The sequence below is a fragment of the Vibrio sp. HM8-C genome (assembly GCF_058630515.1).
In genome coordinates, this window is record NZ_JBMMKS010000004.1 from 222,560 (window position 1) to 246,468 (window position 23,909).

26 protein-coding genes are annotated in these 23,909 nt (G+C 45.1%); 9 read left to right on the forward strand and 17 right to left on the reverse strand.

Going from position 1 to position 23,909, the window contains the following annotated elements:
- Positions 1-70 precede the first annotated feature (70 nt).
- The 3 genes from ACOSVQ_RS07365 (at position 71) to ACOSVQ_RS07375 (ending at position 1,883) form a co-directional block, all read left to right on the forward strand.
- The gene (locus ACOSVQ_RS07365; protein ID WP_491981902.1) at positions 71-601 is read left to right on the forward strand and encodes an MltR family transcriptional regulator; all 531 of its coding nucleotides are present in this window, start codon (positions 71-73) and stop codon (positions 599-601) included.
- A gap of 111 nt (positions 602-712) precedes the next feature.
- The gene (locus ACOSVQ_RS07370; RefSeq protein WP_491981903.1) at positions 713-1,639 is read left to right on the forward strand and encodes a Gfo/Idh/MocA family protein; all 927 of its coding nucleotides are present in this window, start codon (positions 713-715) and stop codon (positions 1,637-1,639) included.
- Positions 1,640-1,706: 67 nt separating this feature from the next.
- Positions 1,707-1,883, forward strand: coding sequence for a hypothetical protein (locus ACOSVQ_RS07375; protein WP_491981904.1), 177 nt, complete (start codon positions 1,707-1,709; stop codon positions 1,881-1,883).
- Positions 1,884-1,988: 105 nt separating this feature from the next.
- On the opposite strand, the gene lplA is transcribed toward ACOSVQ_RS07375, so the two are convergent.
- The 4 genes from lplA to ACOSVQ_RS07395 all read right to left on the reverse strand — a co-directional run bounded on the left by lplA (position 1,989) and on the right by ACOSVQ_RS07395 (position 6,980).
- Positions 1,989-3,005: a lipoate--protein ligase gene (lplA, locus tag ACOSVQ_RS07380; RefSeq protein ID WP_491981905.1), complete on the reverse strand. Its 1,017-nt coding sequence runs from the start codon at positions 3,003-3,005 to the stop codon at positions 1,989-1,991.
- 212 nt (positions 3,006-3,217) lie between these two features.
- Positions 3,218-4,570 carry a molecular chaperone gene (gene yegD / locus ACOSVQ_RS07385; protein WP_491981906.1) on the reverse strand — a complete coding sequence of 451 codons (1,353 nt, stop codon included), beginning with the start codon at positions 4,568-4,570 and terminating at the stop codon, positions 3,218-3,220.
- Positions 4,571-4,741: 171 nt separating this feature from the next.
- Positions 4,742-6,337 carry an ABC-F family ATPase gene (locus ACOSVQ_RS07390; RefSeq protein WP_102939988.1) on the reverse strand — a complete coding sequence of 532 codons (1,596 nt, stop codon included), beginning with the start codon at positions 6,335-6,337 and terminating at the stop codon, positions 4,742-4,744.
- Positions 6,338-6,503: 166 nt separating this feature from the next.
- The gene (locus ACOSVQ_RS07395; protein WP_491981907.1) at positions 6,504-6,980 is read right to left on the reverse strand and encodes a DUF2798 domain-containing protein; all 477 of its coding nucleotides are present in this window, start codon (positions 6,978-6,980) and stop codon (positions 6,504-6,506) included.
- 123 nt (positions 6,981-7,103) lie between these two features.
- Here ACOSVQ_RS07395 and ACOSVQ_RS07400 point away from each other — a divergent pair, with 123 nt between their 5' ends.
- Complete coding sequence (locus tag ACOSVQ_RS07400; protein WP_491981908.1) at positions 7,104-7,556, forward strand: winged helix DNA-binding protein; 453 nt, start codon at positions 7,104-7,106, stop codon at positions 7,554-7,556.
- A gap of 42 nt (positions 7,557-7,598) precedes the next feature.
- Here ACOSVQ_RS07400 and ACOSVQ_RS07405 read toward each other — a convergent pair whose 3' ends face one another.
- Both ACOSVQ_RS07405 and ACOSVQ_RS07410 read right to left on the reverse strand, forming a co-directional pair.
- On the reverse strand, positions 7,599-8,237 hold the full coding sequence (locus ACOSVQ_RS07405; protein WP_491981909.1) for an alpha/beta hydrolase: 639 nt from the start codon (positions 8,235-8,237) through the stop codon (positions 7,599-7,601).
- A 113-nt stretch (positions 8,238-8,350) separates the two neighbouring features.
- Positions 8,351-9,253 (reverse strand): LysR family transcriptional regulator, encoded by a 903-nt coding sequence (locus ACOSVQ_RS07410; RefSeq protein ID WP_491981910.1) that lies wholly within the window; start codon positions 9,251-9,253, stop codon positions 8,351-8,353.
- 142 nt (positions 9,254-9,395) lie between these two features.
- Between ACOSVQ_RS07410 and ACOSVQ_RS07415 the strand changes: the two genes are divergently transcribed.
- The 3 genes from ACOSVQ_RS07415 (at position 9,396) to ACOSVQ_RS07425 (ending at position 11,525) form a co-directional block, all read left to right on the forward strand.
- Positions 9,396-10,112, forward strand: coding sequence for a DUF554 domain-containing protein (locus ACOSVQ_RS07415; RefSeq protein WP_207621657.1), 717 nt, complete (start codon positions 9,396-9,398; stop codon positions 10,110-10,112).
- 107 nt (positions 10,113-10,219) lie between these two features.
- On the forward strand, positions 10,220-10,495 hold the full coding sequence (locus tag ACOSVQ_RS07420; protein WP_165313461.1) for a nitrogenase-stabilizing/protective protein NifW: 276 nt from the start codon (positions 10,220-10,222) through the stop codon (positions 10,493-10,495).
- A 163-nt stretch (positions 10,496-10,658) separates the two neighbouring features.
- Positions 10,659-11,525 (forward strand): glycerol kinase, encoded by an 867-nt coding sequence (locus tag ACOSVQ_RS07425; protein ID WP_491981911.1) that lies wholly within the window; start codon positions 10,659-10,661, stop codon positions 11,523-11,525.
- A 63-nt stretch (positions 11,526-11,588) separates the two neighbouring features.
- Here the strand turns inward: ACOSVQ_RS07425 and ACOSVQ_RS07430 are convergent, their stop codons facing one another.
- Together ACOSVQ_RS07430 and ACOSVQ_RS07435 are read right to left on the reverse strand one after the other, a co-directional pair.
- Complete coding sequence (locus ACOSVQ_RS07430; protein ID WP_491981912.1) at positions 11,589-12,017, reverse strand: YccF domain-containing protein; 429 nt, start codon at positions 12,015-12,017, stop codon at positions 11,589-11,591.
- A gap of 288 nt (positions 12,018-12,305) precedes the next feature.
- Positions 12,306-13,028 (reverse strand): sulfite exporter TauE/SafE family protein, encoded by a 723-nt coding sequence (locus ACOSVQ_RS07435; RefSeq protein ID WP_165313458.1) that lies wholly within the window; start codon positions 13,026-13,028, stop codon positions 12,306-12,308.
- A 292-nt stretch (positions 13,029-13,320) separates the two neighbouring features.
- Between ACOSVQ_RS07435 and ACOSVQ_RS07440 the strand changes: the two genes are divergently transcribed.
- Together ACOSVQ_RS07440 and ACOSVQ_RS07445 are read left to right on the forward strand one after the other, a co-directional pair.
- Positions 13,321-14,676, forward strand: a complete 1,356-nt coding sequence (locus ACOSVQ_RS07440; RefSeq protein ID WP_491981913.1) for an outer membrane protein transport protein — start codon at positions 13,321-13,323, stop codon at positions 14,674-14,676.
- 101 nt (positions 14,677-14,777) lie between these two features.
- Positions 14,778-15,662 carry a DMT family transporter gene (locus ACOSVQ_RS07445; protein WP_491981914.1) on the forward strand — a complete coding sequence of 295 codons (885 nt, stop codon included), beginning with the start codon at positions 14,778-14,780 and terminating at the stop codon, positions 15,660-15,662.
- A gap of 129 nt (positions 15,663-15,791) precedes the next feature.
- Here ACOSVQ_RS07445 and ACOSVQ_RS07450 read toward each other — a convergent pair whose 3' ends face one another.
- From ACOSVQ_RS07450 to rsxA, 9 genes are all read right to left on the reverse strand, one after another.
- A complete protein-coding gene (locus ACOSVQ_RS07450; RefSeq protein ID WP_165313456.1) occupies positions 15,792-17,003 on the reverse strand; it encodes a DEAD/DEAH box helicase in 1,212 nt (403 codons plus the stop codon).
- A 378-nt stretch (positions 17,004-17,381) separates the two neighbouring features.
- Positions 17,382-17,918, reverse strand: a complete 537-nt coding sequence (locus ACOSVQ_RS07455; protein ID WP_171136946.1) for a flavodoxin — start codon at positions 17,916-17,918, stop codon at positions 17,382-17,384.
- Between the two features lie 166 nt (positions 17,919-18,084).
- Positions 18,085-18,345 carry an RnfH family protein gene (locus ACOSVQ_RS07460; protein ID WP_491981915.1) on the reverse strand — a complete coding sequence of 87 codons (261 nt, stop codon included), beginning with the start codon at positions 18,343-18,345 and terminating at the stop codon, positions 18,085-18,087.
- Complete coding sequence (locus ACOSVQ_RS07465) at positions 18,342-19,049, reverse strand: electron transport complex subunit E (protein WP_392477030.1); 708 nt, start codon at positions 19,047-19,049, stop codon at positions 18,342-18,344. The genes ACOSVQ_RS07460 and ACOSVQ_RS07465 overlap by 4 nt, the downstream gene beginning before the upstream one ends.
- Positions 19,042-19,650, reverse strand: coding sequence for an RnfABCDGE type electron transport complex subunit G (locus ACOSVQ_RS07470; protein WP_102939978.1), 609 nt, complete (start codon positions 19,648-19,650; stop codon positions 19,042-19,044). The genes ACOSVQ_RS07465 and ACOSVQ_RS07470 overlap by 8 nt, the downstream gene beginning before the upstream one ends.
- Entirely contained in the window at positions 19,647-20,645 is a 999-nt protein-coding gene (locus tag ACOSVQ_RS07475) for an RnfABCDGE type electron transport complex subunit D (RefSeq protein WP_491981916.1), read from the reverse strand. The genes ACOSVQ_RS07470 and ACOSVQ_RS07475 overlap by 4 nt, the downstream gene beginning before the upstream one ends.
- The gene (gene rsxC / locus ACOSVQ_RS07480; RefSeq protein ID WP_491981917.1) at positions 20,642-22,387 is read right to left on the reverse strand and encodes an electron transport complex subunit RsxC; all 1,746 of its coding nucleotides are present in this window, start codon (positions 22,385-22,387) and stop codon (positions 20,642-20,644) included. The genes ACOSVQ_RS07475 and rsxC overlap by 4 nt, the downstream gene beginning before the upstream one ends.
- Before the next feature lie 9 nt (positions 22,388-22,396).
- On the reverse strand, positions 22,397-22,930 hold the full coding sequence (locus ACOSVQ_RS07485) for an RnfABCDGE type electron transport complex subunit B (RefSeq protein WP_102939975.1): 534 nt from the start codon (positions 22,928-22,930) through the stop codon (positions 22,397-22,399).
- 89 nt (positions 22,931-23,019) lie between these two features.
- Positions 23,020-23,595: an electron transport complex subunit RsxA gene (gene rsxA, locus ACOSVQ_RS07490; RefSeq protein ID WP_042479343.1), complete on the reverse strand. Its 576-nt coding sequence runs from the start codon at positions 23,593-23,595 to the stop codon at positions 23,020-23,022.
- Positions 23,596-23,909: the final 314 nt, after the last annotated feature.

Here is a 23,909-nt window from a genome sequence, read left to right on the forward strand (position 1 = left end):
CGCAATTAAAGCGACAACTTTAGAGGGCTGCCATTCAGCCCTCTAGCCCAAAATTCGATTAGAACATTATATGGTAAACACAATTAACGAAACTGAAATATTAGAACGATTAAATGACGCGTCATCCGTGCGTGGTTATTTCATTGCTGCTGTAGAAATATTCAGTGATGCCATTACCGCTCTGATGGAAAGGATTTTTCGTAAAGATAATTTCGCTGTTCAATCGGTTGTAGGCCCCCTACTTCACGATACAGGTCCATTAGGCAATCGTTCTGTCAGGCTCAAACTGCTTTATGGTTTAGGCGTTGTTGCCGATGATGTCTACCATGACATAGAGTGCTTTATCAAAATTCGTAACCAGCTAAACAAAGATGGTTCTGAATACACGTTTACTGACCCAAACATCGTCTCTCAAATCAAAGAGCTTAACCTTGTTAAGAAGTCTGGCATGGTGCCTTTCGACTCCATCGACCCAGACTTAGATATCGACTTAGACTTTTACCACTTGCAACTGCAACGTCAGCAGCAAATGATTAAGTCGGGCTTATCTCTTGCGATCATTGAAATTTGCAATGACCTCAATAAAGAGAGCCCTTTTTAAGCAATTGTTTCTAGTTAATGCCCTCGTATTCCCACTTTTAAAGCTTCACACTACCGTTTTTTCATCAGCATGTTAGCCTTCTGACCAACATTTCGTGAAAGAGAACCTGCAATGAAAATCGGTATTATCGGCCTAGGCGATATTGCTCAAAAAGCCTATCTCCCAGTCATTACATCACTTCCTGACGTTGAACTCGTATTCTGTACTCGTAATGAACACACCTTAGCAGCACTAGCGAAACAATATCGAGTGGCAGAAAGATGTCGTGATTACAAAGAACTACTTGGTTTTAATGTCGATGCAGTTATGGTTCATGCGGCTACCGCTATCCATCCTGAAATTGCCAGTTTCTTTTTAAGCCAAGGTATCCCAACTTTCGTCGATAAACCGCTTGCCGACAGTGCACAAGCCTGTGAAACCCTTTACGACTTGGCACAAAAACACAATCAACCGTTATATGTAGGTTTTAACCGCCGCCATATCCCACTGTTTAATCAACACCTGTCGGGTTTACAACAAGGTACATTAGAAAGCTTACGCGCGCTTCGCTGGGAGAAGCACCGTTACAATCTAACAGGTGATATCCGAACCTTTATCTTCGATGACTTTATTCACCCTTTGGACAGCGTGAACTTATTTGCTAAAGCTGACTTAAACGATGTGTATGTCACTCATCAAATGTCTGGAAATGAATTGGCGCGCGTTGATGTGCAGTGGCAACACGGTGAAATCATGCTGCATGCTTCCATGAATCGTCAGTATGGCATTACGGGTGAACGCGTACAGGCTCATCTCGTTAATGAAGCGTATGAGTTTGACTCTTTTGTTTCAGGCCATCGTTGGGCAAACAACCAACAAACCACTCTGGCACTAAAAGACTGGACACCAATGTTAGACAGCAAAGGCTTTGCTTACATGATCAAAGACTGGATAAGCGTGGTTGAAAAAGGAACGCTTGCAACAGCTGTAGTGGATCGCAATATCGCCAGCCACCAATTGGCTGAAGCGATCTGTAATAAAATTCAACGTTCACTCTAAATAGATCTGCATCACCTATACTTAACTCGTTGCTGCTCCATTCCAAGAATGCACAACGGGAGGGTATATGGAATTGAGAAATAAAGCTGGGCAAGTGACCCAACTGGCTGACAACCTCACTTTGAAAGAAGTTCAGGATATGGGATTCACCATCGATTTATGTGATGAAGCCTACGACCCAAACGAACATTGGCAGGTCAAGCAAGACAGACACAACCAACGCAGAGACTATCCTGAAGACTAAACAATCACCACCTTCGTAGAAGGTGGTTTAGGGGTAGAAAAGTAAAAAACCGAGCTGCTATGCTCGGTTTTTATATTTAACGCTGCTTGTTTGTGTAAAGCCAATCTAATCAATCTGAGTAACAAACCACTGTCTGAAAGCTGTCAGTTGCTCTGAATACTGTGGCATTTCCAACGCAAGCGCTGCGATACACGGCTCAATGCTTGTTCTGTTGTATGAGAGGTTCGATAACTTCTGCGCCAATAATTCCATTGGATATGGGTCTAACATATCGCTGAAGATTTTCGCTTCAAGAATGGTTCCTTTCTCTACATCGAGATACACATCAACCCCACCCCATGTAAAGCGTTCATCCATTCGGTGAGTAAACGGAGGCGTCTGCCCGAAGTTCCAATCCCAGCTTTGTTGTACAGCGAACTTATCACTGAATGTTGGTAAGTCGTGGAAATTTTCTGGAGTGATCCATTCAGCGGTAACTGACTCGTCATAATGTTCTAGATACGCTTCGATGATCGCTTCGCACACTTGTTCGTGATTAATATCTGACTTGACCGTGTTTAGGTTGATGACGCGAGATTTTACGGAAGTGATACCCTTTGCTTGCAGCTTCTTCTCATCAGGATTGAGATAGTCAGCTAGGCGATTCAAATCTGCACTGAGCAATAACGTTCCATGATGGAAACCTCTGTCTAAGGTTTCACGGTAAGCCGAACCCGAGAACTTCTTAATTCCAGCCTCGTCTTCAATCACCAAATCGTTTCTGCCATTCGCCACACCGTTAATGCCCAGTTTTGCCAAAGCTGCTAGCACGATGTTGGTTGAGATTTCTTTATCATACTCTGGCTTAGCTGCCATGAAGGTAAAGTTGGTATTACCTAAATCATGGAACACCGCACCACCGCCCGTTTGACGACGTGCGAGCTTAACACCGTCTTGCTCCATTCTATCTGTCTTACATTCACGCCATGGGTTCTGTGCGCGACCAATCACCACAGTATCGGCATTGCGCCATAGGAACAGCACCCTTTGGTCTGAAGGCATAGATCGAAAGATCGTATCTTCGACCGCTAAGTTAAACCAAGGGTTAGTGGAATCTGAGATTAGAATGCGAGTTTTGCTCATCGAGTTCTGTTCCTTACAAGGGATAAGACTTGGCTATCTTACTGATCAGATGGCATAAACACGAGTAGATATTTCCAATTGCATCAATTGATCAATCAATACAATTAAAAAGGTTAAACAATCACCACAGCCTGTGATGGTGGTTTAAGTGTGACAGAAAAACAGCCTCTTAATGAGGCTGCTGTAACTAGATGAAAATTAACTTGCGAGGCTTATTCGAAACATACTTTTGCCCATCGAGCCAGACCTGCCGTTACCGAGCCAAAGTAGTTACCGCTGACCACAGGTATATTTGGCAAAACTTGTTCTACTGCACTGCGTAGGATTGGTGAACGTGCTGAGCCGCCAGTCATAAAGATCACATCCGGCTTACTCCCGCCAAGTGTTACCGCTTCAGACACCAGTTCCACCATTTTGCTTTTCGGTACTTCAATCGCTTCAATCATTTCATCTAAGCGGATATCAACATCAATAAGCTCTGATAAGATTTTGAGTTGAGTCGTAACCACCTGAGCATCTGAGAGCGCGATTTTCGCTTCTTCGGCTTTCTTTACCAAGCTGTAACCTAAAGTGTCATGGTAAACCGAAAGCAATCTTGCCAGCTTTTCGGGTTCAGCCGCTTCTTTGTGCAGATGTTTGAGATCTTTTAGATTCTCTTTAGCAAAGAACTTCGCCTGTGCGCTAACGTCGTTGATTGCAATCGGATTCCAGAACTGGGTCAAAGGCATTTCCAGCCCAGAAAGGGTTTGACTGCCAAAACCAAAAGGATGCATCAATTGTTTGAAGGTCATGTGAATATCAAGGTCGTTACCGCCAATTCGCTGACCTGTATGCGCGATAAGGCTGTCATTACGATCAGCTTTACCTGCCCAAGACGGTCCCATTTTGATCAGCGAGCAGTCGGTAGTACCACCGCCGATATCCACCACCAACACCGTTTTGTCTTCAGTTAGTGACGCTTCATATTCTAAGCCAGCCGCAACAGGCTCAAATTGAAATTCAATATTGCGGAAACCTGCACGAGTAGCCGCGCGACGCAAAATGGTTTCAGCTTGTATGTTAGAAGCCTCGCCACCTCTACCTTGGAAGTTTACTGGGCGACCAATCACTGCATCGGTAATGATTTGCTGAGCACTCTTTTCCGCTTGTGATTTGATGTTCGCCATCATTGCGCAGACTAAGTCTTCGAAGAAACCCAATTGAGCTTCACGTAGCCCCATCGCGCCAAGGAAAGACTTGGGTGATTTTACATAATAGACTTCGTGTGGATCGGATAGATAGAGATCCAACGCTGCCTGACCAAACATCACATCGTCAAATTGAAGGTCAATATCTTCTTCGCGGTTTGCCGCAATGGCACGGCGAAGGCGCTGTTCGCCATCTGCGTCCAATGGCACTAAGTCGCGGTGACGAAACAGATGCTCAGCGACAGAATCGCGAGTAGGAGCAGCCAATGTTGAAGGGATGTAGAAACTGTCTTTCTCTAAAATATGCAACTTTGGATCATTGCCATCCATACTTGCCACAGAGCAGTTCGCAGTACCGTAGTCAAAACCGATATACATCTTAAACCTCCAACTTGAAAAAGGCCGGAGATGCTACCGTAAACAGAGCGTTAAAGACAGCCTGAATGTAAAAAAGACAACAAAAAAGGGCAGATTTAACTCTACCCTTTCACTGTCTATCGTCTTACTTTCTCAAGCTTCAAATTGTGGAAGCTCCAAACAAGTAGATGATTAGCCAGTTAAACCCTGTTTTGCCAAGTACTCATCGTAAGTACCATGGAAGTCATTCACGCCATCCTTAGTAATTTCGATGATGCGAGTAGCAATTGACGATACAAACTGACGGTCGTGAGAAACGAACAGTAGCGTGCCTTTGTAGTTTTCTAGCGCTAAGTTCAAAGACTCGATCGATTCCATATCCATGTGGTTAGTCGGTTCGTCCATTAGAAGGATGTTTGGTTTTTGCATAATCAACTTACCAAACAACATACGACCTTGCTCACCACCCGAAATCACTTTTACTGATTTCTTGATGTCATTTTGAGAGAACAGCATACGACCTAGAATACCGCGCACAGTTTGCTCGTCGTCGCCGTCTTTTTTCCACTGACCCATCCAGTCAAGCAAGTTCATGTCTTGTGCGAAGTCATGAGCATGGTCCTGAGCGTAGTAACCAATGTTGCTGTTTTCAGACCACTTAATCACACCTTCCATTTGCGTCATAGCACCAGCAAGCGTGTTAAGGAAAGTTGATTTACCGATACCGTTCTCACCGATGATTGCGATGCGCTCACCTACTTCAACCATTAGGTTTACACCGTTGATCAGGATGTTGTCACCGTAACCCTGTTTCAGGTCAGTCACTTCTAGTGCGTTACGGAACAGCTCTTTTTCCTGTTCAAAACGGATGAACGGGTTTTGACGGCTTGAAGGTTTCACTTCTTCAAGTTGGATCTTGTCTAGCTGCTTCTGACGAGACGTTGCTTGTTTTGCTTTTGATGCGTTTGCAGAGAAGCGGCTTACGAACGTTTGAAGCTCGGCCATTTGTGCTTTCTTCTTCGCGTTGTCAGCATGCAGACGGTCACGTGCCTGTTCAGCAGCGATCATGTATTCGTCGTAGTTACCGTGGAACAGACGCAGTTCGCCGTAGTCTAGGTCAGCCATATGAGTACATACGGTGTTTAGGAAGTGACGGTCGTGTGAAATGATGATCATTGTGCAGTTACGTGCTAGTAGAATTTGCTCCAACCAAGCAATAGTATGCATGTCCAAGTTGTTGGTTGGTTCGTCTAGTAGCATGATTTCTGGTTCAGCAAACAGAACTTGAGCCAATAACACACGTAGTTTTAGACCCGGTGCAATTTCGCTCATCAGACCGAAATGTTGCGCTTCTGGGATACCCAGACCTAGCAGTAACTCACCTGCGCGAGCTTCTGCTGAGTAACCGTCCATCTCAGCGAATTCAGTTTCTAAGTCACCAACGCGCATACCGTCTTCGTCAGACATTTCAGGAAGTGCGTAGATACGATCACGCTCTTCTTTCACTGCCCAAAGTTCTTTGTGACCCATAATAACGGTATCAACAACCGTGTATTTTTCGAAAGCGAACTGATCCTGACCCAGTTTCGCCATACGCTCGTTAGGGTCTACAGAAACGTTACCACCAGATGGTTCAAGCTCACCACCTAAGATCTTCATGAATGTAGATTTACCACAACCATTCGCCCCAATAAGGCCGTAACGGTTGCCATTACCGAATTTGATCGAGATATTTTCAAATAATGGCTTATCGCCAAATTGCATGGTGATGTTTGCAGTTGTTAGCACGTGAAATTCCTAAGTAGTAAACAAGAAAAAAGTTGGCTCAACACCAACTTTTCAAACTGGCGCAATAGTAGCAGCTTTTGTGATAGACATCACCCCTCATTGAAGGCTTTTATTTCTACTCATTACGCGTTTTTGAAGCCCATTTTGCCACCAAATAGCATAAAGATTAGCTAACAGCAGGCACTGCAACTGGTGGAAATACTTTAAAAAATGCTGCTCGTGCGATAGGGCCGACCACGACAAATTGCAATGGCAAAGCAACCACAATATTTAACGCAAAAGTTTTTGCGTATGCCGCTAATAACGAGCCTTCATAGCCTTGTGCGATGGTTGCAATCAGCGACATCACGGTACACATGAACAGAACCATCAAGCTAGAAATGAGCATAACTTTCTTAATAAACGGTGTTTGTTCAGTGGTCATTTTCTTCACCAAGCCTTTCACAATCGGTGCAACCACATACCAGTCAATGGCAAATGCTACGGCAAAAATGGCAACGAAAGTGATTGATGTTAAAGCACTAACGATATTCACATGCCCAGTGGCTGCGTGAAGGTAGGTATTGTAGATGGTCATACCTAAAACCATTAAAAAACAAACCATTAATGAAAAAATAAAGTTCTCAAACTTGTTCTTACCCATGAATTCCTCAAATCTTATTGTCAACTTAATTGACAATAATGATAACTGCGACACATTTTTTGTCAACTAAATTGACAATTAAAATTCCCAGCAATACCATCGTCACTATTAGAGATATCAGCAGTGACAGATCAAATGGAATCCACCGACTTTCTAGAAACCCTTGGTATGATTGACTTAATCAGTGAAAAACATAAACAGCTGCGTCACACCACAATGAGTAAAATAGCGCAGCAACTCGATGATAAATTTTCTGAAATGGATATTTATTTGCTAAGCCTAAATCAACATACTTCGATGAGCTTGAGTGAATCAGCACGTTATATGAACATCAGCAGACAAGCGGTTCACAAACACGCCCAGTACCTCACTTCTCTTGGATATATTGAAATGACGACTTCTGAAACCAACCGTAGAGATAAAATGGTGACACTGACTGACTCAGGTGAAGTGTTGGGAAGTAAAATTGCGGCAATAAAAGCGCAGTTGGAAGCAGAACTGGAAAAAGAGTTAGGAAGCGAAAACTATCAAAAGATCATTGGATTGTTTCGCTCCCAGTGGCATTTACCTTCCTAATCGAAATTCCTTAGATAACAAACTGACTAAGGAAAATGCCTTTTAAGCAAAGCACTTCTGAATAAACTGAGCCGCTAACATCGCACCTTCCGAAGAGATGGTATGCACAGTGTTAGGCTCATAGCTTTGCTCAACACTAACGTTCAATTCGTTCAGTATTTTGGCGGCATTTTGGCTTTCAGACCAAGGAATAACCGGATCGCTCTTACCGTGAATCAACAGCACAGGTGTTGAAAGACTTGGCTCATAAGGTTGCGGTGAAGAAAGACGACCGGAAAACGCCACTAATCCCGCCAATGGGAATCTCGCACTCACCAAAGCATCCAGTGACATAATTGAACCTTGTGAGAAACCAACAAACACAACTTTGTCTTTGGTTGCATCGATATTGTGTTCAGCGAACAGACCTTTAATCGTCTCATCGAATGTTTTTCTAGCTTCAACTATGCGTTGTGGACGATTCTGCGCGGTCACGCCAATCAGGCTAAACCACTGATAACCGACACTGGCTTGATCAAAAGCGAACGGAGCATTCGGTGACAGAAACAGAGTATCAGGCAACATTGGCTGCCAGAAATCCCCTAATGCACTTAAATCTTCACCATTACTTCCCACCCCATGGAGCAGAATAACTACTTGCTTAGACATTTGATTAACCCTTAAAACTGACTGATGTTTCAATCATAACTTAAAATGTTTTGATGATTATGTAGTGTTTATATGAATGATTAACAACACTGTGAAGATAAAAGTACTCTGTCTTCTTTATCTTTGATCTTCTCTGACTTCGAACACTAAACACCTCGCGAAGCGTGTTTAAGATCGTCAACCAGAAAGTCCAAAAAGGCTTTGTGCAACTTAGGTTGATAGTGTCTTGAAGCATAAAGAGCCCAGATGCCAAATTGATTGACGTGATACTCATCCAGCACGGTTGTAAGCAAACCAGACTCAATATAATCGCGAACATCTGGCACAGGAAGGCAACATAAACCGCGACTGCTCAAGGTTGCTTTGAGCAAAATAGTGGTGTCATTAACGGTGTAATTACTTTTGACCTTCACACTGAGCCCATTTTTGGCGTTGCCTTTGTCCGTAAAACTCCACACCTGACCGAGCTTCTTGTGCACCAGACAATTGTGTTGAGTCAGATCTTGCGGTTCGCGAATTGGCTCATGGGTGTTGATGTATTCGGGCGTCGCGCAAATCACTGAGGGGAAATCCGCCAGTCGGCGACCAATCAGCTGATCGGGAAGTCGGTTTCCGCCTTCGATAGCAATATCAACCCCCTCTTTAATCGCATCAACCGGTTTATCAAAAATATGCAGTTCAATGGAAACATTTGGATGACGCTCTAAAAAGCGTTCTACACTTTGCGCCAAGTAGAGTTGCCCAAATGAGATACTGCTTGCCAGCGCGATTTTGCCTTCTAAAGCACTATGTTGGTGTTGCGCTACGTGATAGAGCATCTCACTCTGCTTTAAAATCTCACGACAGAAAGGCACGAGTTCCTCGCCATTTGAAGTCAGAACTAAATTGCGGGTTGAGCGATACAGAAGCTTAACGCCCAAAGATTCTTCCAAAGCGTTTATGTGACGTGTCGCCATCGAGCGAGAGATATCCAGCTTGGATGCAGCAGCCGTCAAACTTTTCTCATCGACCACAGCAACAAAGACTTCCATCGATTTCAGCCTGTCCATTCCCTCTCCATATGTTCGATATGTGCAACAATCTATTGACTGATACCATGTTTATTCAGCCACATCAATCATTCATACTCGCAGCCAATTGCTTAGAAACAATAAAGACAATCAATATCAACATGTACCGATAGGAGTATGAATGATGATAGTCGGTCCTGTGTTGAACAGTTGTGCGATTATATTAGGCGGAATCATTGGCGCATCTTTAGCGAAATACATTCCGAAAAGACTTGAAAAAGGGTTACCAGCCACCTTTGCGCTCTCGTCTATAGCGATTGGTATTACCATGATAATTAAGGTTCACGATGTCACCGTCGTCGTCATGGCATTTATTCTCGGCACAGCGTTAGGTGAACTCATTTTTCTTGAATCTGGTATTGGTAAAGCAGCGACTTACATTCAAAGCAAATTTGAACGCTTTCTGCCATTACCTAGAGGATTAACCAAACTCGATTTCACCATGCAGTTTACCGCCCTAATCGTGTTATTCGGCGCTAGTGGTTTGGGTGTGATTGGAGCCATGACCGAAGGTTTAAACGGTGATTATCAGCTACTGGTTGTGAAATCCCTGATGGACTTCGTCACTGCCATGATCTTCGCCATTACATTAGGTCCCAGCATTGTGCTGATTGCCATCGTACAATTCACCGTTCAAGTGGCATTATTTTTGGTTGCGAAATCGATCATGCCGTATATGGATGCTGAGGTGTACGCCAACTTCGCGGCAATTGGAGGCATCATCATGCTAGCGGTAGGTCTGCGTATTGCCAAAATCATGAATTTTGCGGTGGTGAACTTCTTACCGGCTCTGTTCTTGGTCGTCCCATTTACCTATTTGTGGCGCCACTTTATGTAGTAGAACCCCTTATAGACACCACTGATTTTATCTAAATTGGCTTATATCAAAGACGATGAGAAAAGGCTCTTTTATGCTGATGCAAATTCCATCTTTTGAATTCAGCTATGAGCCAGCCAGACATACTCAAAACCATCGCAAGTTTTACCTCTATCGAGCAGGCTCTCGACCATTTTGAAATTGAATTTGATAGCCGTTTTATCAATGAATACCGAATGCAGGTAACAAAGATATTTAACGGCTATTTGATCATGCAAAAACCCGATGACTGGTTTGCAGCAAGGCGGGCTTTGAAAAATGCCTACTGTAAAGTTCAGCGAGGTAGATTAGATCCACATACCCGCTCAGCCTGCCGAGGCTGTACCTCTTGTCAACGCCGATAATGCTCGTTTTCGTTTTGCAGCGTTAACCTCCTATATAAATACCCTTTGTTCTCGTATTTCCATTTACATTGTAAATCACAGTTTTATCCCGCTAGCGCATATCAGTATTGAGCATTTCTTTTGAAGCTGATTGAATGGATGGGAATCTGCGTAAGGAAACACTATGTCTGACAAACTCTCTACCTCTGCATTGGCCAAACTGCGTAACATCGATGCAAAGCAGCTATTTTCCGATCTTTCTAAAGCGGGCTATCTCAGTCGTCACGAAGGACAGTGGTTGCTCACCGATCTCGGTGCAAAGTTTGGTGGTGAGTATGTTGAACATGCAAAGTTCGGCAAGTTTGTCGTCTGGCCGGAAAACTTGCTGATTGATCTTGTGGCGACCGGCGGCAATACCTTAACGGCGACCCAAGTTGGGGATTATTTCAAACTTAATCCTAAGAAAATCAATCAGCTTTTTAGCGAACTCGGTTGGATTAATAAACAGGAGGATGGTTGGATTGCGACCCCTTCTGGTATCCGCGTAGGTGCAAAACAACGTGAAGATAAGCAGTCTCAGCAAAAGTTCGTCGTCTGGCATGATTCGATTCGCCACAACCCTCATATGCGTCAGTCTGTGGTTGAGTTTTTAGGGCAAGATGCGCAAACACAAGCAACTGATAAGTCCTATTCCAACTTCCGTCAAAAGTTCGAAGCCAAACACCGAACTCTGGACGGACATTACGTCCGTTCAACTGGCGAATTGCTGATTGATAACTGGCTTTACCTAGCGGGAGTGATGCATGCCTATCAGCGCCCTCTCCCTATTGAAGAAGCCGTTATGAGTGACTTTTATCTTCCGACAGGCAAAGTCTACATTCAGTATTGGGGAACCGATAACGGAGAGCTCTCCCAGAAAGAGCAAGATAAAACTCGCCAACTTTATGTAGAGCATCAATTTAATTTAATTGAGATTTCGGCTGAGGAAGTTCATCAATTAGATGACATTTTGCCTGAGAGACTGCGTCAGTTTGGTATCAAAGCTTATTAATAGCCTGTTTATCAAGAGCGGTTTATTGCGAGATCTGCTCTGATACCAAACCTATATTGGGAATTAATGGCGCCCGTATCTCGCGCCGTACGCCACTTCTTTTGGCACAATAGTTTGACCGATCGGCGCCAGAGAAATCACAGCCAATTTTAGATGCTGTAACGCGAACGGAATGCCAATAATAGTCACGAAACACGCTACTGCGGAAAGCACGTGGCCAATCGCTAACCAGATACCTGCTAACAAGAACCAAATAACGTTGCCAATTTTACCCCAAATGCCCGTACCCACATCGTCTCGGAATGTGAGTTCATTGCGATATACCGCTTCTTTGCCAAACGGGAAGAATGAGAAAGTGCCGATGACAAAGCACGCGCGTCCCCATGGAATACCAATCAAACAGACGAACGCAATCAAACCAACCAGCCACCACGCCAGTCCCATAAAGACGCCGCCACATAAAAACCAAATAATATTTCCGATCGTTCTCATTAAAACCTCTGACTTGAGACGTTAATAGCAATGCCCCAGTGTCCATGCAAATGAGGGGAAAAATCACCCTGTTTAAACAAGCGACGGCTGAGTAAACGGCTCATATAAAACTAAAGAATCCTCAGACCTTCAACGCTGAGATGGCTAATGCTACTAGACCAAGACTTAAAAGACTTTCTGCTAGCGCCAAAATCAGCGTTTTCCCATGAGGTTTGTTGAAAGAGTATTAGTGAAACTTCCTTAACAGGAGATGAACACTAAAAACTCCCAAGCAGATTGAGCTTGTTGTTACATAAAACTGCGCCAAATCGCTGTTGTGCCACTGATCAAACACAGCGCCAGAGCACCTAAGCGAATTTTCTCTTTCGGCAGAGCATGAGTCGTTTTACGCGCCAAAACATAGCCTAACCAAGCTGCTGGTAACAGAGGAAGGCTCAACATCAGATGATGGCTGTTTAAGAATCCTGCTGGCACTTGAATCGCTAATGAGATAACCGAACTGAACAAGAAGAAAGCAGATAGATTTCCGCGTAACTGGTTCGCTTCTTGATGCTGAAGAAGAAGCGCCATTGGTGGACCACCGATAGAGCTGCTAGTACCAAAGAAGCCTGAGAAGAAACCAGCCACCACCATACGCCCCGGTGTCGGTTCAATACGATATGGCAGCAAGCTTACAATAACGGCAAACCACACCAACAAACCAAGCCATAATGCCAGAATGTCGCTCGACACCATCACCAACATTACGCCACCAGCGATAGAGCCGGGTACTCGCCCTATCAGCGCCATTTTCAATCCGCCAATCGAAATGTCCGAACGTAACTTAATGGCATTCAGCAGCGAAATAAACAGAGCACAAATAACGATAGGTGCAGGAACATAATCAGGAGAAATAGAGAATAGAAGTGGCGCTGCAACTATAGCTAACCCAAATCCTATTGCCGTTTGAACATACGAACCAACAAATATCAGAAACATTGCAATAAGAGTGGTACTACTTAAATATTCCATCGTGCTGCCTTAAAAGACCAAAATAGGGAGATTTTTCCTTTGGTAAGATCGATTGACCTCATAGATGGTGCATTCTTACACAATATGGTGATTTTGTAGAGCCACACTTTGATTTGATTAATACGCACAGAAGCAAGGGGTCATAAGTCAGCGCATTCCTACACGCAAACCTCTGTTATGTAAAAAAGGCGTAAGAACCCGTCAGAGGTTTGTCAGAACCCAACTGGACTGATGTCTTTTCATACTGGCTTTGGCTTAAATCCGCCCTCCAATTTATAGAGGTGCCACACCAATGAAGACAACACCATTACTGATATCGATGTCAGCTCTTGCCACTGCAAGCTTGATTTCGGCTACTGCAACAGCAGCCGGCTTTCAGGTCAATGAGCACTCGGCTACAGGTCTTGGTCGTGCTTTTTCAGGTGATGCAGTTATCGGTGATAACGCTTCGGTACTGAGTCGCAATGCAGCAGCAATGACGCTGTTTAAACGCGATGCCATGTCTATGGGGTTGACTTATGTTCGTCCAGATTCGACGGTTAAAGATGCGCAATACCATTCAGCGCAAATTGGTGGAAATGTACATGCCGTCAATAATGGCACTGTCCTCCGTCCAGACTTATCTCTTGAGGTCACACCTTACGCGACCTCAACCGTCACCGATGTCGATGATGTTGAAGGTATCGGCAAGCAAGCTGTGGTACCTAATATTTATTACATTCATCGCCTAAGTGATGATTGGTATCTTGGCCTAGCCGCCTATTCCAACTTCGGTACTGATATTGAATTCGAACCAGACTATGCGGCTGCTGTGTTTGGTGGCACTACCAAGGTCACCAGTATGAATGCTGGGATAAGTTTGGCGTATAAAATGAATGACCATCTGAGTTTTGGTGGTGGTATCGATGTGATCTACGGGATCGGTACTCTGTATCGTGATATGGGATTAGAGCTGTGTTTGAGCGCAACTGTCCCTGGCTCTGGTACTTCGGAGCGATGCAGCGGTGTTCAAGGCAATGCACTGAGTGTTGAAGCTTCGGGCGTGGGCGTGGGCGCTAACTTCGGCATGATGTACGAAGTGAATGAAAATCACCGCTTTGGCTTGAGCTATAAATACAGCCCAGAGATAGAAGCACAAGGCGACATTCACTATGTCGGCCAAACGCTCGATACATTATATCTAGCCTTGCCTGATATCGCTGAGTTCTCCGGTTATCATCGTGTGCTACCTCAAGTTGCTCTGCATTATTCCGTACAATGGATCAGTTGGTCTAAATTCGATGCACTCAAAGCCGATGACATGGCACTGAAAGAGTTTGAATGGCAGGACTCTTATCACTACTCGTTGGGTGCAACTTGGTACGCCACTGATAACTGGACGCTACGCACTGGTTACATGTTTGACAAAACTCCGGTTGATCAATTGGCATCTATCTCTATTCCAGACTCAAATCGTCAGTGGTTATCAGCAGGTGCAACCTATCATTGGTCAGCCAACACCAGTATTGATTTCGGTATGACATATCTGATTGGTGAAGATGTAGAAACCACTGAATATTTGGAAGAGCATGTTTCGCTGCCTCGTATCGATGCAACTACACGTTCTGATGCGATGCTATTTGCAATGCAGTTCAGTCACAGCTTCTAGGAAAAAGGCGCTTATTAAAACAGCTTTTCAATTGATAGAATTGCTCTACAATAGCGCCTCTTCCGAACTCATCCGAACTTAAAAAAGCAGGCATTTCTTTCATGTCGAATACGATTACGAGATCCATTTTATTATTGATTCTCGCAAACTTAGTGGCGTCGTTTTCCGATGTTTCACTAAAAATACTCAATGGCGAAGTGCCTACTTTCCAATACGTATTTATTCGCCAATTTATTGGTACATTGATACTGCTGCCTTTCTGGTTGAGATTACCTAAAGAACAACGTCAACAAGGGCGTTGTAAAGTCGCATTCACCCGCGCGCAGCTCATTCTGCTCGGCAGTGCTTGTGCGATGATAACTATTACTTACATTCCACTAGCGACCGCGAACGCGATTTTCTATGTTGGTCCAATTCTGATGCTGCCACTTTCCGTGTTCTTACTCGGCGAGAAGCCAGCACTGAAGCAGATCATTGCTACCATTATCGGTTTTATCGGCGTGTTAGTGGTTTTACGTCCTGAGCAGTTCCACTGGGCAGGTATTGCAGGCTTAGGCTGTGCACTATCGATGGGCTTAGGAAACATCTTGATTCGCCGCTTGCCATCGAATCAACCTCTGGTCAGCACTTTATTTTGGACCAACGTGATGACGCTACCGCTCGCGTTAATCCTCGCGATTCCAAGCTGGTCTGCTATTTCTTGGACACACCTTGGTTGGATTGTGATTATTAACCTCTTGGTTCTGGCTTGGCACGCATTGGTTGTGATGGCTTATAAGAAGGTTGAAGCAAACCGTATTGCACTTGCAGAATACTCAGGTTTGGTGTTCGTTACATGGTTCGGCATCATGTGGTTTGACGAAATACCAGACATGCTAACTGCGATTGGTATTTTGCTGATTGTTGTACCTATGATGCCTGTTAAATGGTCGAAACTGTTTAGAATAAAGCAAAAGGCAGAACCAGTAGCTGCCGAAAACAGCTAAAAGCAATAACAGTGATAACCCAAGACGAAGCAATCACCACAGCGCTGATTTAGAACTGACAACTAAGAACAGACAACAAAAAAGCGAGCTAATAAGCTCGCTTTTTTTATTCATTTTACGTGAGCAAGATTACTTGTCTTGGTTCTCTTGCTCTTCCTTCTGACGCTTGTGCTTCGGCACATAGTTCAGAATAGAAATAGGCACAGGTTTACGAGGTTGGAAACCTTCCACTTCGCGACGCTCAATCAAGTGACCTAAACGGCTCTCAATCATGCAAAGGTTCTTGAAGTTATCTTTCGATACGAAGGAAATCGCTTCACCACTTGCGTTTGCACGGCCAGTACGACCAATGCGGTGCACATACTCATCTGCTGGGAATGGCAAATCATAGTTCACCACGCGAGAAAGCTCTTCAATATCGATACCGCGCGCAGCCACACCCGTCGCTACTAGGTATTTAATCTTGCCGTTTTTGAAATCTTCCAGTAAGCGCGTACGCACTTCCTGACTACGACCACTGTGGAATGCTTCAGCGGCGATTTCACGCTTTTCTAGCTGTGATACCAACTTCGCTGCACCGTGTTTTGTCTCGATGAAGATCAAAGCCTGATCCCACTGGTTTTCTTTAATCAGATGGCTGAGTAGTGCTGATTTCATGTCTTTATCGACGGTGATCAACCACTGCTCAATGTTGGACTTCGAAGCCTGATTCGCCGCAATTGAAATTTCATACGGATCGTTAACAGCTGTTTTTGCAAGGTCACGAACCTTATGAGACAGCGTCGCAGAGAAAAGTAGACACTGAGCATCGGTTGGAACACGGTCAATGATCTTGTTAATAGATTCAATGAAGCCCATGTCTAGCATGCGGTCAGCTTCATCCAGCACCAGCATTTCGATCTCTTCGAAATACACTGCGCGCTGACCATACATATCAAGTAGACGTCCCGGTGTCGCCACCAGCACATCCACGCCATCAATCAACGCCTGTTTTTGCGCCTTTTCGTCTACACCGCCGTACATCGCAAGCGAAGTGAGCTCAGTAAACTGACCGTACTCTTTGACTTTTTCGGCTACCTGAATTGCCAACTCGCGAGTTGGAACCAGAATCAGTGCACGAACACGTTTTTTCTTCTGTGTTTTTCCGCGCTGTAATTTTTCCAGAATCGGCAGAACAAAACTCGCGGTTTTACCCGTACCCGTTTGTGCCGCTGCAATTAAATCCTGCCCTTGCAAAATCACTGGGATGGCTTTGGTTTGAATAGATGTAGGTTTTTGATACCCAAGATCCGCCACTGCTTTCGACAGTGCTTCACTCAATCCTAGTTTTGCAAATGACATGAATCGACTCTGAAAAGATTAATTTACGAAAAAGATAGAACAGCTTTTGAACCTTTGCTCTAAGCCGCTCAAAATTGAGCCGCGAATTCTAACATGAAGTTAAATAAGAAGAGACATAAAAGAACTTAACGGTGGCTGCTTTCTTGGTTAAACACTCAAATAAACCAAGACCAGACTGCCTGTAAGCCTGCGTAATGTGGGAACGCACCAGCCACCGTTAAGAAACTGGTATTACTTATTATATTTATCGTTGGATTAGAGATTTGACCGATATTGACAAACAAACCCTATTTGCCATGGATGGCAAATAGGAGCCCCAAGGATGGGTTTATGCGTGTTTGTGTTCAATATCGGTCACTTTCATTGCTACGCAAAGTATCAGAGGTTCATCTCGGCACTAATTTGCTCAACCCAACCTGCGATGCGTTGCTCGGTCATACTTGCTTGATTGTCTTTGTCGAGAACTAAACCCACAAAGTCATCACCATCAACCGCATTTGAAGCGTTGAACTCGTAACCTTCCGTTGGCCAGAATCCAACCATCTCAGCGCCGCAGTTCGCCACGTAATCATAAAGCTCACCAAGAGCATCGACGAACTCATTGCTGTAGCTCACTTGATCACCTAAGCCATATAACGCAACTTTCTTGCCTGTCAGATCCATATCGGAAAAGTTAGGAAGAAACTCTTCCCAGCTCTCCTCTTGGCAATCCACTGACAAGCCCGGAAGCTGACCTTGTCCTAATGTCGGCGTACCGAGAATCAAACATTCGTAGCTGGTGAACTCTTCCACATCGACTCGGTTGATGTTCTTTGGTTTGTCCGCAATTTCATCACCCAGTTGCTTTTGAATCAGCTTCGCCATTTTGCGAGTGCTACCTGTATCGGTACCAAAAAAAATGCCTACTTTAGCCATACATCACTCCTTTGAAAAATATGTCCTGACCATTCCTAAATCGTTTCAGTGACATTGATTGACCTCTATCTGTAGTGCAATAGCTGTACCTGATTGAGATCTTTTAAATTCAATAAGTTATAAACATCATAAAACGTACAAACGACAAATTGTCACAAAGCCGACATCAATCGTCGTCATCATCGTCTTCCTCGGGTTTCCATATCAGAGGACGATAAATTTCCACTCGGTCACCATTTTTCAACGGTGCATCGAGAGTGGTGATCTTGCCGAATATGCCAACCTTCTGGCTGTCGAGTTCAATGGTCGGATACATTTCTAAGATCTTCGAACCATGAATGGCACTTAAAACGGTCGCCTGTTCATCCACCGTCACGGGAAGCCACACTTGCTCGGTTGGCAAAGCATAGACAACGCTTACTTTCATCCTTGCTCTCCTTGCATATCCAGTTTCTCAAGGCGATTGCTTTCTAAAACCGCAAGCAGTTTCTGCTTCAAAGCCAGAACCAAGCCCAATGCGAGAAAACCGCCGGGCGGCAAGATTACTAGCAACAAACCGTGATAATCAGGAATGACGGTGGTTTCCAAAAACGAAAAACTCTTGCCGAGTAACAAGCTCGCATTACTAAACAAAGTGCCGCTACCAACCACTTCTCGGATACCTCCAAGTACGGTCAGCACCCAAGTAAAACCTAAGCCCATGAACACGCCGTCAATAATGGAAGGCACTAAGGGAGAACGGCTGGCATAGGACTCAACCCGTCCTAAAATTGCGCAGTTGGTTACGATGAGCGGAATAAAAAGCCCCAGCACTTTATGCAGTGGATGCAGATAGGCGTTAAGTAAAGCATCGATAACAGTCACAAGAGTCGCGATGATGATAACGTTCACGGGGATCCGAACCGCTTTGCTTATCACGCCTTTTGCTAGGGAATTGAGAGCATTCGAGAGCACCATCACCACCATAGTCGCTAGCCCCAAACCTAAACCGTTGGTGGCACTGCTGGTAACCGCCAACAGTGGACATAACGCTAACGACTGACTGAGGATAATGTTGTTACTCCACAGCCCTTGCTGAATGATATTTTTGTACTCACCATTTGACTTATTGCTTGAAGAACAATCACTCATGGTTTGCCTCCTGCTCTTGTGCTAATGCGAGTAGCGCTTTATGGACACCCTTTACCACACTGCGTGGCGTGATAGTCGCGCCACTGAACTGATCAAAGTCACCGCCATCTTTTTTCACTGCCCAAAGTGGAGTGCTTTCTAGTGAACGTTTGGCAAAACTCAAAATCCATGAGCTTTTCGCTAATTCGATTTTGTCACCCAAGCCCGGCGTTTCACTGTGGCTGATGATCCGAACTCCAAGAATTTCGCCTTGTGGTGTAGTCCCTACCAAATAGCTGATAGGGCCGCTATAACCATCTTGCACGCCACGAATAACCCAACTGATCACTTCGTGTTGACTGTTCTCAACCGCAAATAAATCAAACTGTGAACCTTGATACTCAATGACTTTTCCGCTGGCAAACACATCGTTGCTGTACTCCTGACCCGCCAGTACTTCACTCAGAAGCGCGTTCTGATCTTCTGCGATACGCTGTTCAATCAAAGGCTGGGTAATCCACTGAGTCAGCACCAAAAATATGGCAGCCAGACCGCATGTCACCGCAAGCAAACCTGCTTGGTAGCCAACCTGTTCTTTCCATTTTTCAATCTGCTCCATCATGACGATTTCTCCACCGCAGAACGACCAAACACATTCGGACGCATGTAGTAATCAATGAGCGGACTGGCAGCATTCATCATTAATACCGCAAACGCCACACCCTCGGGATAGCTACCAAATGTTCGAATTAACCAGACTAAGAATCCGCAACCCAATCCATACAGCATCTGACCGCGAACACTGGTTGGTGATGTAACGAGATCGGTCGCGATATAGAACGCGCCGAGCATAGCGCCACCACTGGTCCATTGAACCCAAAACGGAAGGTAGCTCTCTGGAGAGATAAAATGCGCCACCAATGCAGGTGTGCCCAGCCCTAACATAAAACTGGTTGGAATTGCCCAATGAATAATGCGGCGATAGAGCAGATACAAACCGCCAAGCAAGATAAACAGTGCGTTAGTTTCACCGAAACTGCCTGATTGCTTACCCAGCAATAGGTCAATAAATACGATAGGTTCGGTACGCTCGGTACTCAGAGCAGTCGCGGAAGTGACACCATCAAAGTGAAACCAAGCATCCGGTACTGAAACCAAGTTATGGCTTAAATCAATGGGAGTTGGGTCTGCCCAAAGCGTCATTTCCACAGGGAAGCAGACCAACAACATCACGCGGGCTAACATCGCTGGATTGAAAAGGTTTTGCCCTAACCCACCATAGATATGTTTACCCAAAGCGATAGCAAAAACAGCACCAAATACCCCAAGCATGACCGGAAAAGTGGGTGGCAAACTCATCGTCAGTAATATGCCAGTAAGTAACGCCGATCCATCCATACAAGCAATTGGGTTCTTTTTCATCGCCATCAAGCATAGCCACTCAGCAACTACAGCAGCTAAACAAGTTGCCAGCATTAGCACTACGCTGTTTAAGCCAAACTGAAAAAAGCCAAAAATGCAGGCTGGCAGCAAGGTCAAAATCACGGTGTACATGATGCGAGTGCTGGAGTTCGCATTGTGGGCAAATGGCCCTATCGCAGCGTCATACTTAATCATGCTTGCTCCTCCTTCGCTTGTCGTTGAGGTCTGGGTGGTCTTGCTGGGCGAACGGGTTTGTCAGAAACCAATGAGATGCTTTCTTCAACCACTTCAGCACTCGGATTTCTCGCTGGACGAGCCGGTCTTGCTGGACGCTGAGGTTTTAATGCCACCTCATTTAATACAGCCTCAGCTGATACAGACTCGTTGTGCTCAACACTTGAAACTCGGCTTGGTCTAGATGGACGTGCTGGTCTGCGCGTTTTATCCGCTGCCATATCTGCAATGACACTTTCTGAAACGGCAGCAACACGAGCAGTTCGGGAAGGTCGTGGTGCCGCTTTCGCAGCAGCAACAGCAAGCGCCTCTTGTTCTAAGCGTTGCTTGCGAGCTTCATTGAGCGCTTTCACTTGCGCTGATTTTCTCTCTTGCTGAGCGTTAGAATTAATCACTCCTTTGGCGTGCATAAAGTACTGCACTAACGGAATGGAAGAGGGGCAAACATAGCTGCACGCACCACAAGACAAACAGTTTTGCACACCAAGTTCTTGAGTGCGTTTGAAATCAGAAACTCGCGTGTACGCGGCCATCTGAAACGGCATTAGATTCATCGGACATGCACGAACACATTGACCACAACGAATACACTCCTGATGTTTGTATTCATCGATCACTTCATCTTCTGTCAGAGCTAGAATGCCGCCGACCGTTTTATCTATCGCCGCCTGAAGTGACGGGATCACTTGCCCCATCATCGGTCCACCAAAGATCAAGCGTTCTGTACTGTCACTTAACCCGCCACAATAGTTGATCACATCATTGACGGGTGTACCGATAGGTATATCTATGTTGCATGGCTGATCAATACCTTTGCCTGAAACCGTCACGATGCGCGAAACCAAAGGTCGTTCAAAACGCACCGCATGATACACAGCGCGAGCGGTCGCAATGTTGTTAACCAGAATGCCGATTTGAGTCGATAATCCACCCGCTGGCACTTCATGACCAGTGAGGGTTTTGATCATGTGCTTTTCTGAGCCCATAGGGTAAACACTTGGCACCAGACGGATCTCAACATCCGGTTCGGCATTGGCCGCATGGAACATCTCATCAAAAGCATCGCGCTTGTTGTCTTCAATACCGACGATGGCTTTTTTCGCACCGCTTGCGGTCATCATTAGCTTTATGCCGGCAATGATTTCAGCCGGATACGACTGCATAGTGAGATCATCACAGGTGAGATAGGGCTCGCACTCGCCACCATTAATGATGAGCGTCTCCACATTCGCTTTGCGTGCAAACATCAATTTGGCGGCGGTTGGGAAACCTGCACCTCCCAAACCAACAATCCCCGCTTCTTTTACTCGCTCGATAATTGTTTCAGGGTCGAGGTTAGTGATACTGCCACTGGATGCTGGTTTTCCCCATTGGCGATCTTCGTTTGCACGAATGATGATGGTATCGCACTTCACTTTGGCAGGATGGGTAGTCAAATGCTCAGTAATCGCTGTCACAATACCATTCACTGGCGAATGAACCGGAGCTACCATATCGGTATGCCCGACTGCAATTTTCTGACCGCGATAGACGTGTTCACCCACAGCCACCAGCGATTTTAAACGTGCGCCATTGCGTAATTGCAAAGGCAAGAAAACATTACGAGGCCAGAAGCCAGTATCAATTTTCTTATCACTGGTTAACTCTTTATAAGCTTTTGGATGGATCCCACCACGAAACGGATGGCCGCTTAAACTCAACATAATCTACTCCTACACCGCGACCGGTAATGTTGGTTTTGGCCAGTACCAACTCGCTGCATCTGGCTGAACTTCAACCATAGATAAACAGCCTTGAGAACAGGCTTTCTGACATAACTGACATCCGGTACACACATCCTTGATAACGGTATGCAGTTGTTTTGGAGCACCGACAATGGCATCAAATGGGCACGCTTTATAGCAGCGGTTACACCCAGTGCACTGGCTTTCTGCAATGTACGCTACTAACGGCTTATCTTGGTCAGCAACATCGATAGACACACCCAGCATTTCAGCAACTGACACTGCCAAATTCGAACCACCCGGAGGACACGCATTCGGGTTGAGTTCACCTGCCACCATTTTTTCAGCTGCTTGTCGGCAACCCGCTTCACCACATTGCCCACATTGACCTCCGGGCAAAATAGCTTCAATTTGGTCAACCAGTGGATTGCTCTCTACGCGAAACAAAATGGCTGCATAACCGAGCGCGATACCCAGTAAAGCCCCCAGACAGACAAAAAACACTAAAGCTATGACTAACATCGACAGTCCTCCTTGACCGCTACCTTCTTCTGATCTCTACCTTGTTTGACCTCTAGCTTACTGAACAGCTAATCAGGGTTGTCGCTTACCTAAGCCATTCCTGAAAAGCCCATAAAAGCCATCGATAGAAACCCTGCGGTAATAAATGCGATGGGTGTACCTTTGAATGCAGCGGGAACACGGCTGAGTACTAGCTGGCTACGTAACCCAGCGAACAAAGTAATCACAATTAAGAAACCTGCTGCCGAACCGACACTGAACATCAAGGTATCGATAAAAGAGAGATCATCTTGAACAGCGAGCAGCGCAACACCGAATACCGCACAGTTAGTGGTGATTAGCGGAAGATAGACACCCAAAGCCTGATACAGAGCGGGGAAACTTTTCTTTACGTACAACTCGGTAAACTGAACCACAGCAGCGATGACAAGAATGAACGCGATAATACGCATGAATTCGAGCCCCAGAGGGCGCAAAATATAGAACTCCAGCAGCCAAGTTGATACCGTTGCGATGGTGAGTACGAATGTGGTCGCCACCCCCATTCCCACAGCGCTACTGATCTTGCTCGATACCCCCATGAACGGACACAGACCGAGAAACTTAGCCAATACCACGTTGTTCACGAACGCGGCACTGAGCAAAATAATCAATCCTTCAGACATAACTTCATTCCTTTTCTACTAGGGTTAGACCAGGGTCAATTGACCTTTCCCTAGCTTGGTGCATACGTTATGCCAGCCGTCTTTTTTGCACTAAATTGATTCGCACAGCCCTGAAAATACAGATGTTAACGCGCGATTAAGCGCTATTTTCAAGCCCACTTTTGCTTTGTCAGGAAGGTGACAAAGTTCAAAATTTCTCTTTCATTTGTCTTAAATCAAACAAGCTGATGTTAGGTAATCTCAATCATTCCCATAATTTATATATGGAATAAGAAATGCATTGTTGCCTATGACGAACGACCAAACAGAGCAAA

What these genes read in the sequence shown, in the direction of transcription:
- ACOSVQ_RS07365 (WP_491981902.1), top strand. Translation starts at nt 71, where the DNA reads ATGGTAAACACAATTAACGAAACTGAAATATTAGAACGATTAAATGAC.
- ACOSVQ_RS07370 (WP_491981903.1), top strand. Translation starts at nt 713, where the DNA reads ATGAAAATCGGTATTATCGGCCTAGGCGATATTGCTCAAAAAGCCTAT.
- ACOSVQ_RS07375 (WP_491981904.1), top strand. Translation starts at nt 1,707, where the DNA reads ATGGAATTGAGAAATAAAGCTGGGCAAGTGACCCAACTGGCTGACAAC.
- lplA (WP_491981905.1), bottom strand. Translation starts at nt 3,005, where the DNA reads ATGAGCAAAACTCGCATTCTAATCTCAGATTCCACTAACCCTTGGTTT.
- yegD (WP_491981906.1), bottom strand. Translation starts at nt 4,570, where the DNA reads ATGTATATCGGTTTTGACTACGGTACTGCGAACTGCTCTGTGGCAAGT.
- ACOSVQ_RS07395 (WP_491981907.1), bottom strand. Translation starts at nt 6,980, where the DNA reads ATGGGTAAGAACAAGTTTGAGAACTTTATTTTTTCATTAATGGTTTGT.
- ACOSVQ_RS07410 (WP_491981910.1), bottom strand. Translation starts at nt 9,253, where the DNA reads ATGGACAGGCTGAAATCGATGGAAGTCTTTGTTGCTGTGGTCGATGAG.
- ACOSVQ_RS07415 (WP_207621657.1), top strand. Translation starts at nt 9,396, where the DNA reads ATGATGATAGTCGGTCCTGTGTTGAACAGTTGTGCGATTATATTAGGC.
- ACOSVQ_RS07420 (WP_165313461.1), top strand. Translation starts at nt 10,220, where the DNA reads ATGAGCCAGCCAGACATACTCAAAACCATCGCAAGTTTTACCTCTATC.
- ACOSVQ_RS07425 (WP_491981911.1), top strand. Translation starts at nt 10,659, where the DNA reads ATGTCTGACAAACTCTCTACCTCTGCATTGGCCAAACTGCGTAACATC.
- ACOSVQ_RS07430 (WP_491981912.1), bottom strand. Translation starts at nt 12,017, where the DNA reads ATGAGAACGATCGGAAATATTATTTGGTTTTTATGTGGCGGCGTCTTT.
- ACOSVQ_RS07435 (WP_165313458.1), bottom strand. Translation starts at nt 13,028, where the DNA reads ATGGAATATTTAAGTAGTACCACTCTTATTGCAATGTTTCTGATATTT.
- ACOSVQ_RS07440 (WP_491981913.1), top strand. Translation starts at nt 13,321, where the DNA reads ATGAAGACAACACCATTACTGATATCGATGTCAGCTCTTGCCACTGCA.
- ACOSVQ_RS07445 (WP_491981914.1), top strand. Translation starts at nt 14,778, where the DNA reads ATGTCGAATACGATTACGAGATCCATTTTATTATTGATTCTCGCAAAC.
- ACOSVQ_RS07450 (WP_165313456.1), bottom strand. Translation starts at nt 17,003, where the DNA reads ATGTCATTTGCAAAACTAGGATTGAGTGAAGCACTGTCGAAAGCAGTG.
- ACOSVQ_RS07455 (WP_171136946.1), bottom strand. Translation starts at nt 17,918, where the DNA reads ATGGCTAAAGTAGGCATTTTTTTTGGTACCGATACAGGTAGCACTCGC.
- ACOSVQ_RS07460 (WP_491981915.1), bottom strand. Translation starts at nt 18,345, where the DNA reads ATGAAAGTAAGCGTTGTCTATGCTTTGCCAACCGAGCAAGTGTGGCTT.
- ACOSVQ_RS07465 (WP_392477030.1), bottom strand. Translation starts at nt 19,049, where the DNA reads ATGAGTGATTGTTCTTCAAGCAATAAGTCAAATGGTGAGTACAAAAAT.
- ACOSVQ_RS07470 (WP_102939978.1), bottom strand. Translation starts at nt 19,650, where the DNA reads ATGATGGAGCAGATTGAAAAATGGAAAGAACAGGTTGGCTACCAAGCA.
- ACOSVQ_RS07475 (WP_491981916.1), bottom strand. Translation starts at nt 20,645, where the DNA reads ATGATTAAGTATGACGCTGCGATAGGGCCATTTGCCCACAATGCGAAC.
- rsxC (WP_491981917.1), bottom strand. Translation starts at nt 22,387, where the DNA reads ATGTTGAGTTTAAGCGGCCATCCGTTTCGTGGTGGGATCCATCCAAAA.
- ACOSVQ_RS07485 (WP_102939975.1), bottom strand. Translation starts at nt 22,930, where the DNA reads ATGTTAGTCATAGCTTTAGTGTTTTTTGTCTGTCTGGGGGCTTTACTG.
- rsxA (WP_042479343.1), bottom strand. Translation starts at nt 23,595, where the DNA reads ATGTCTGAAGGATTGATTATTTTGCTCAGTGCCGCGTTCGTGAACAAC.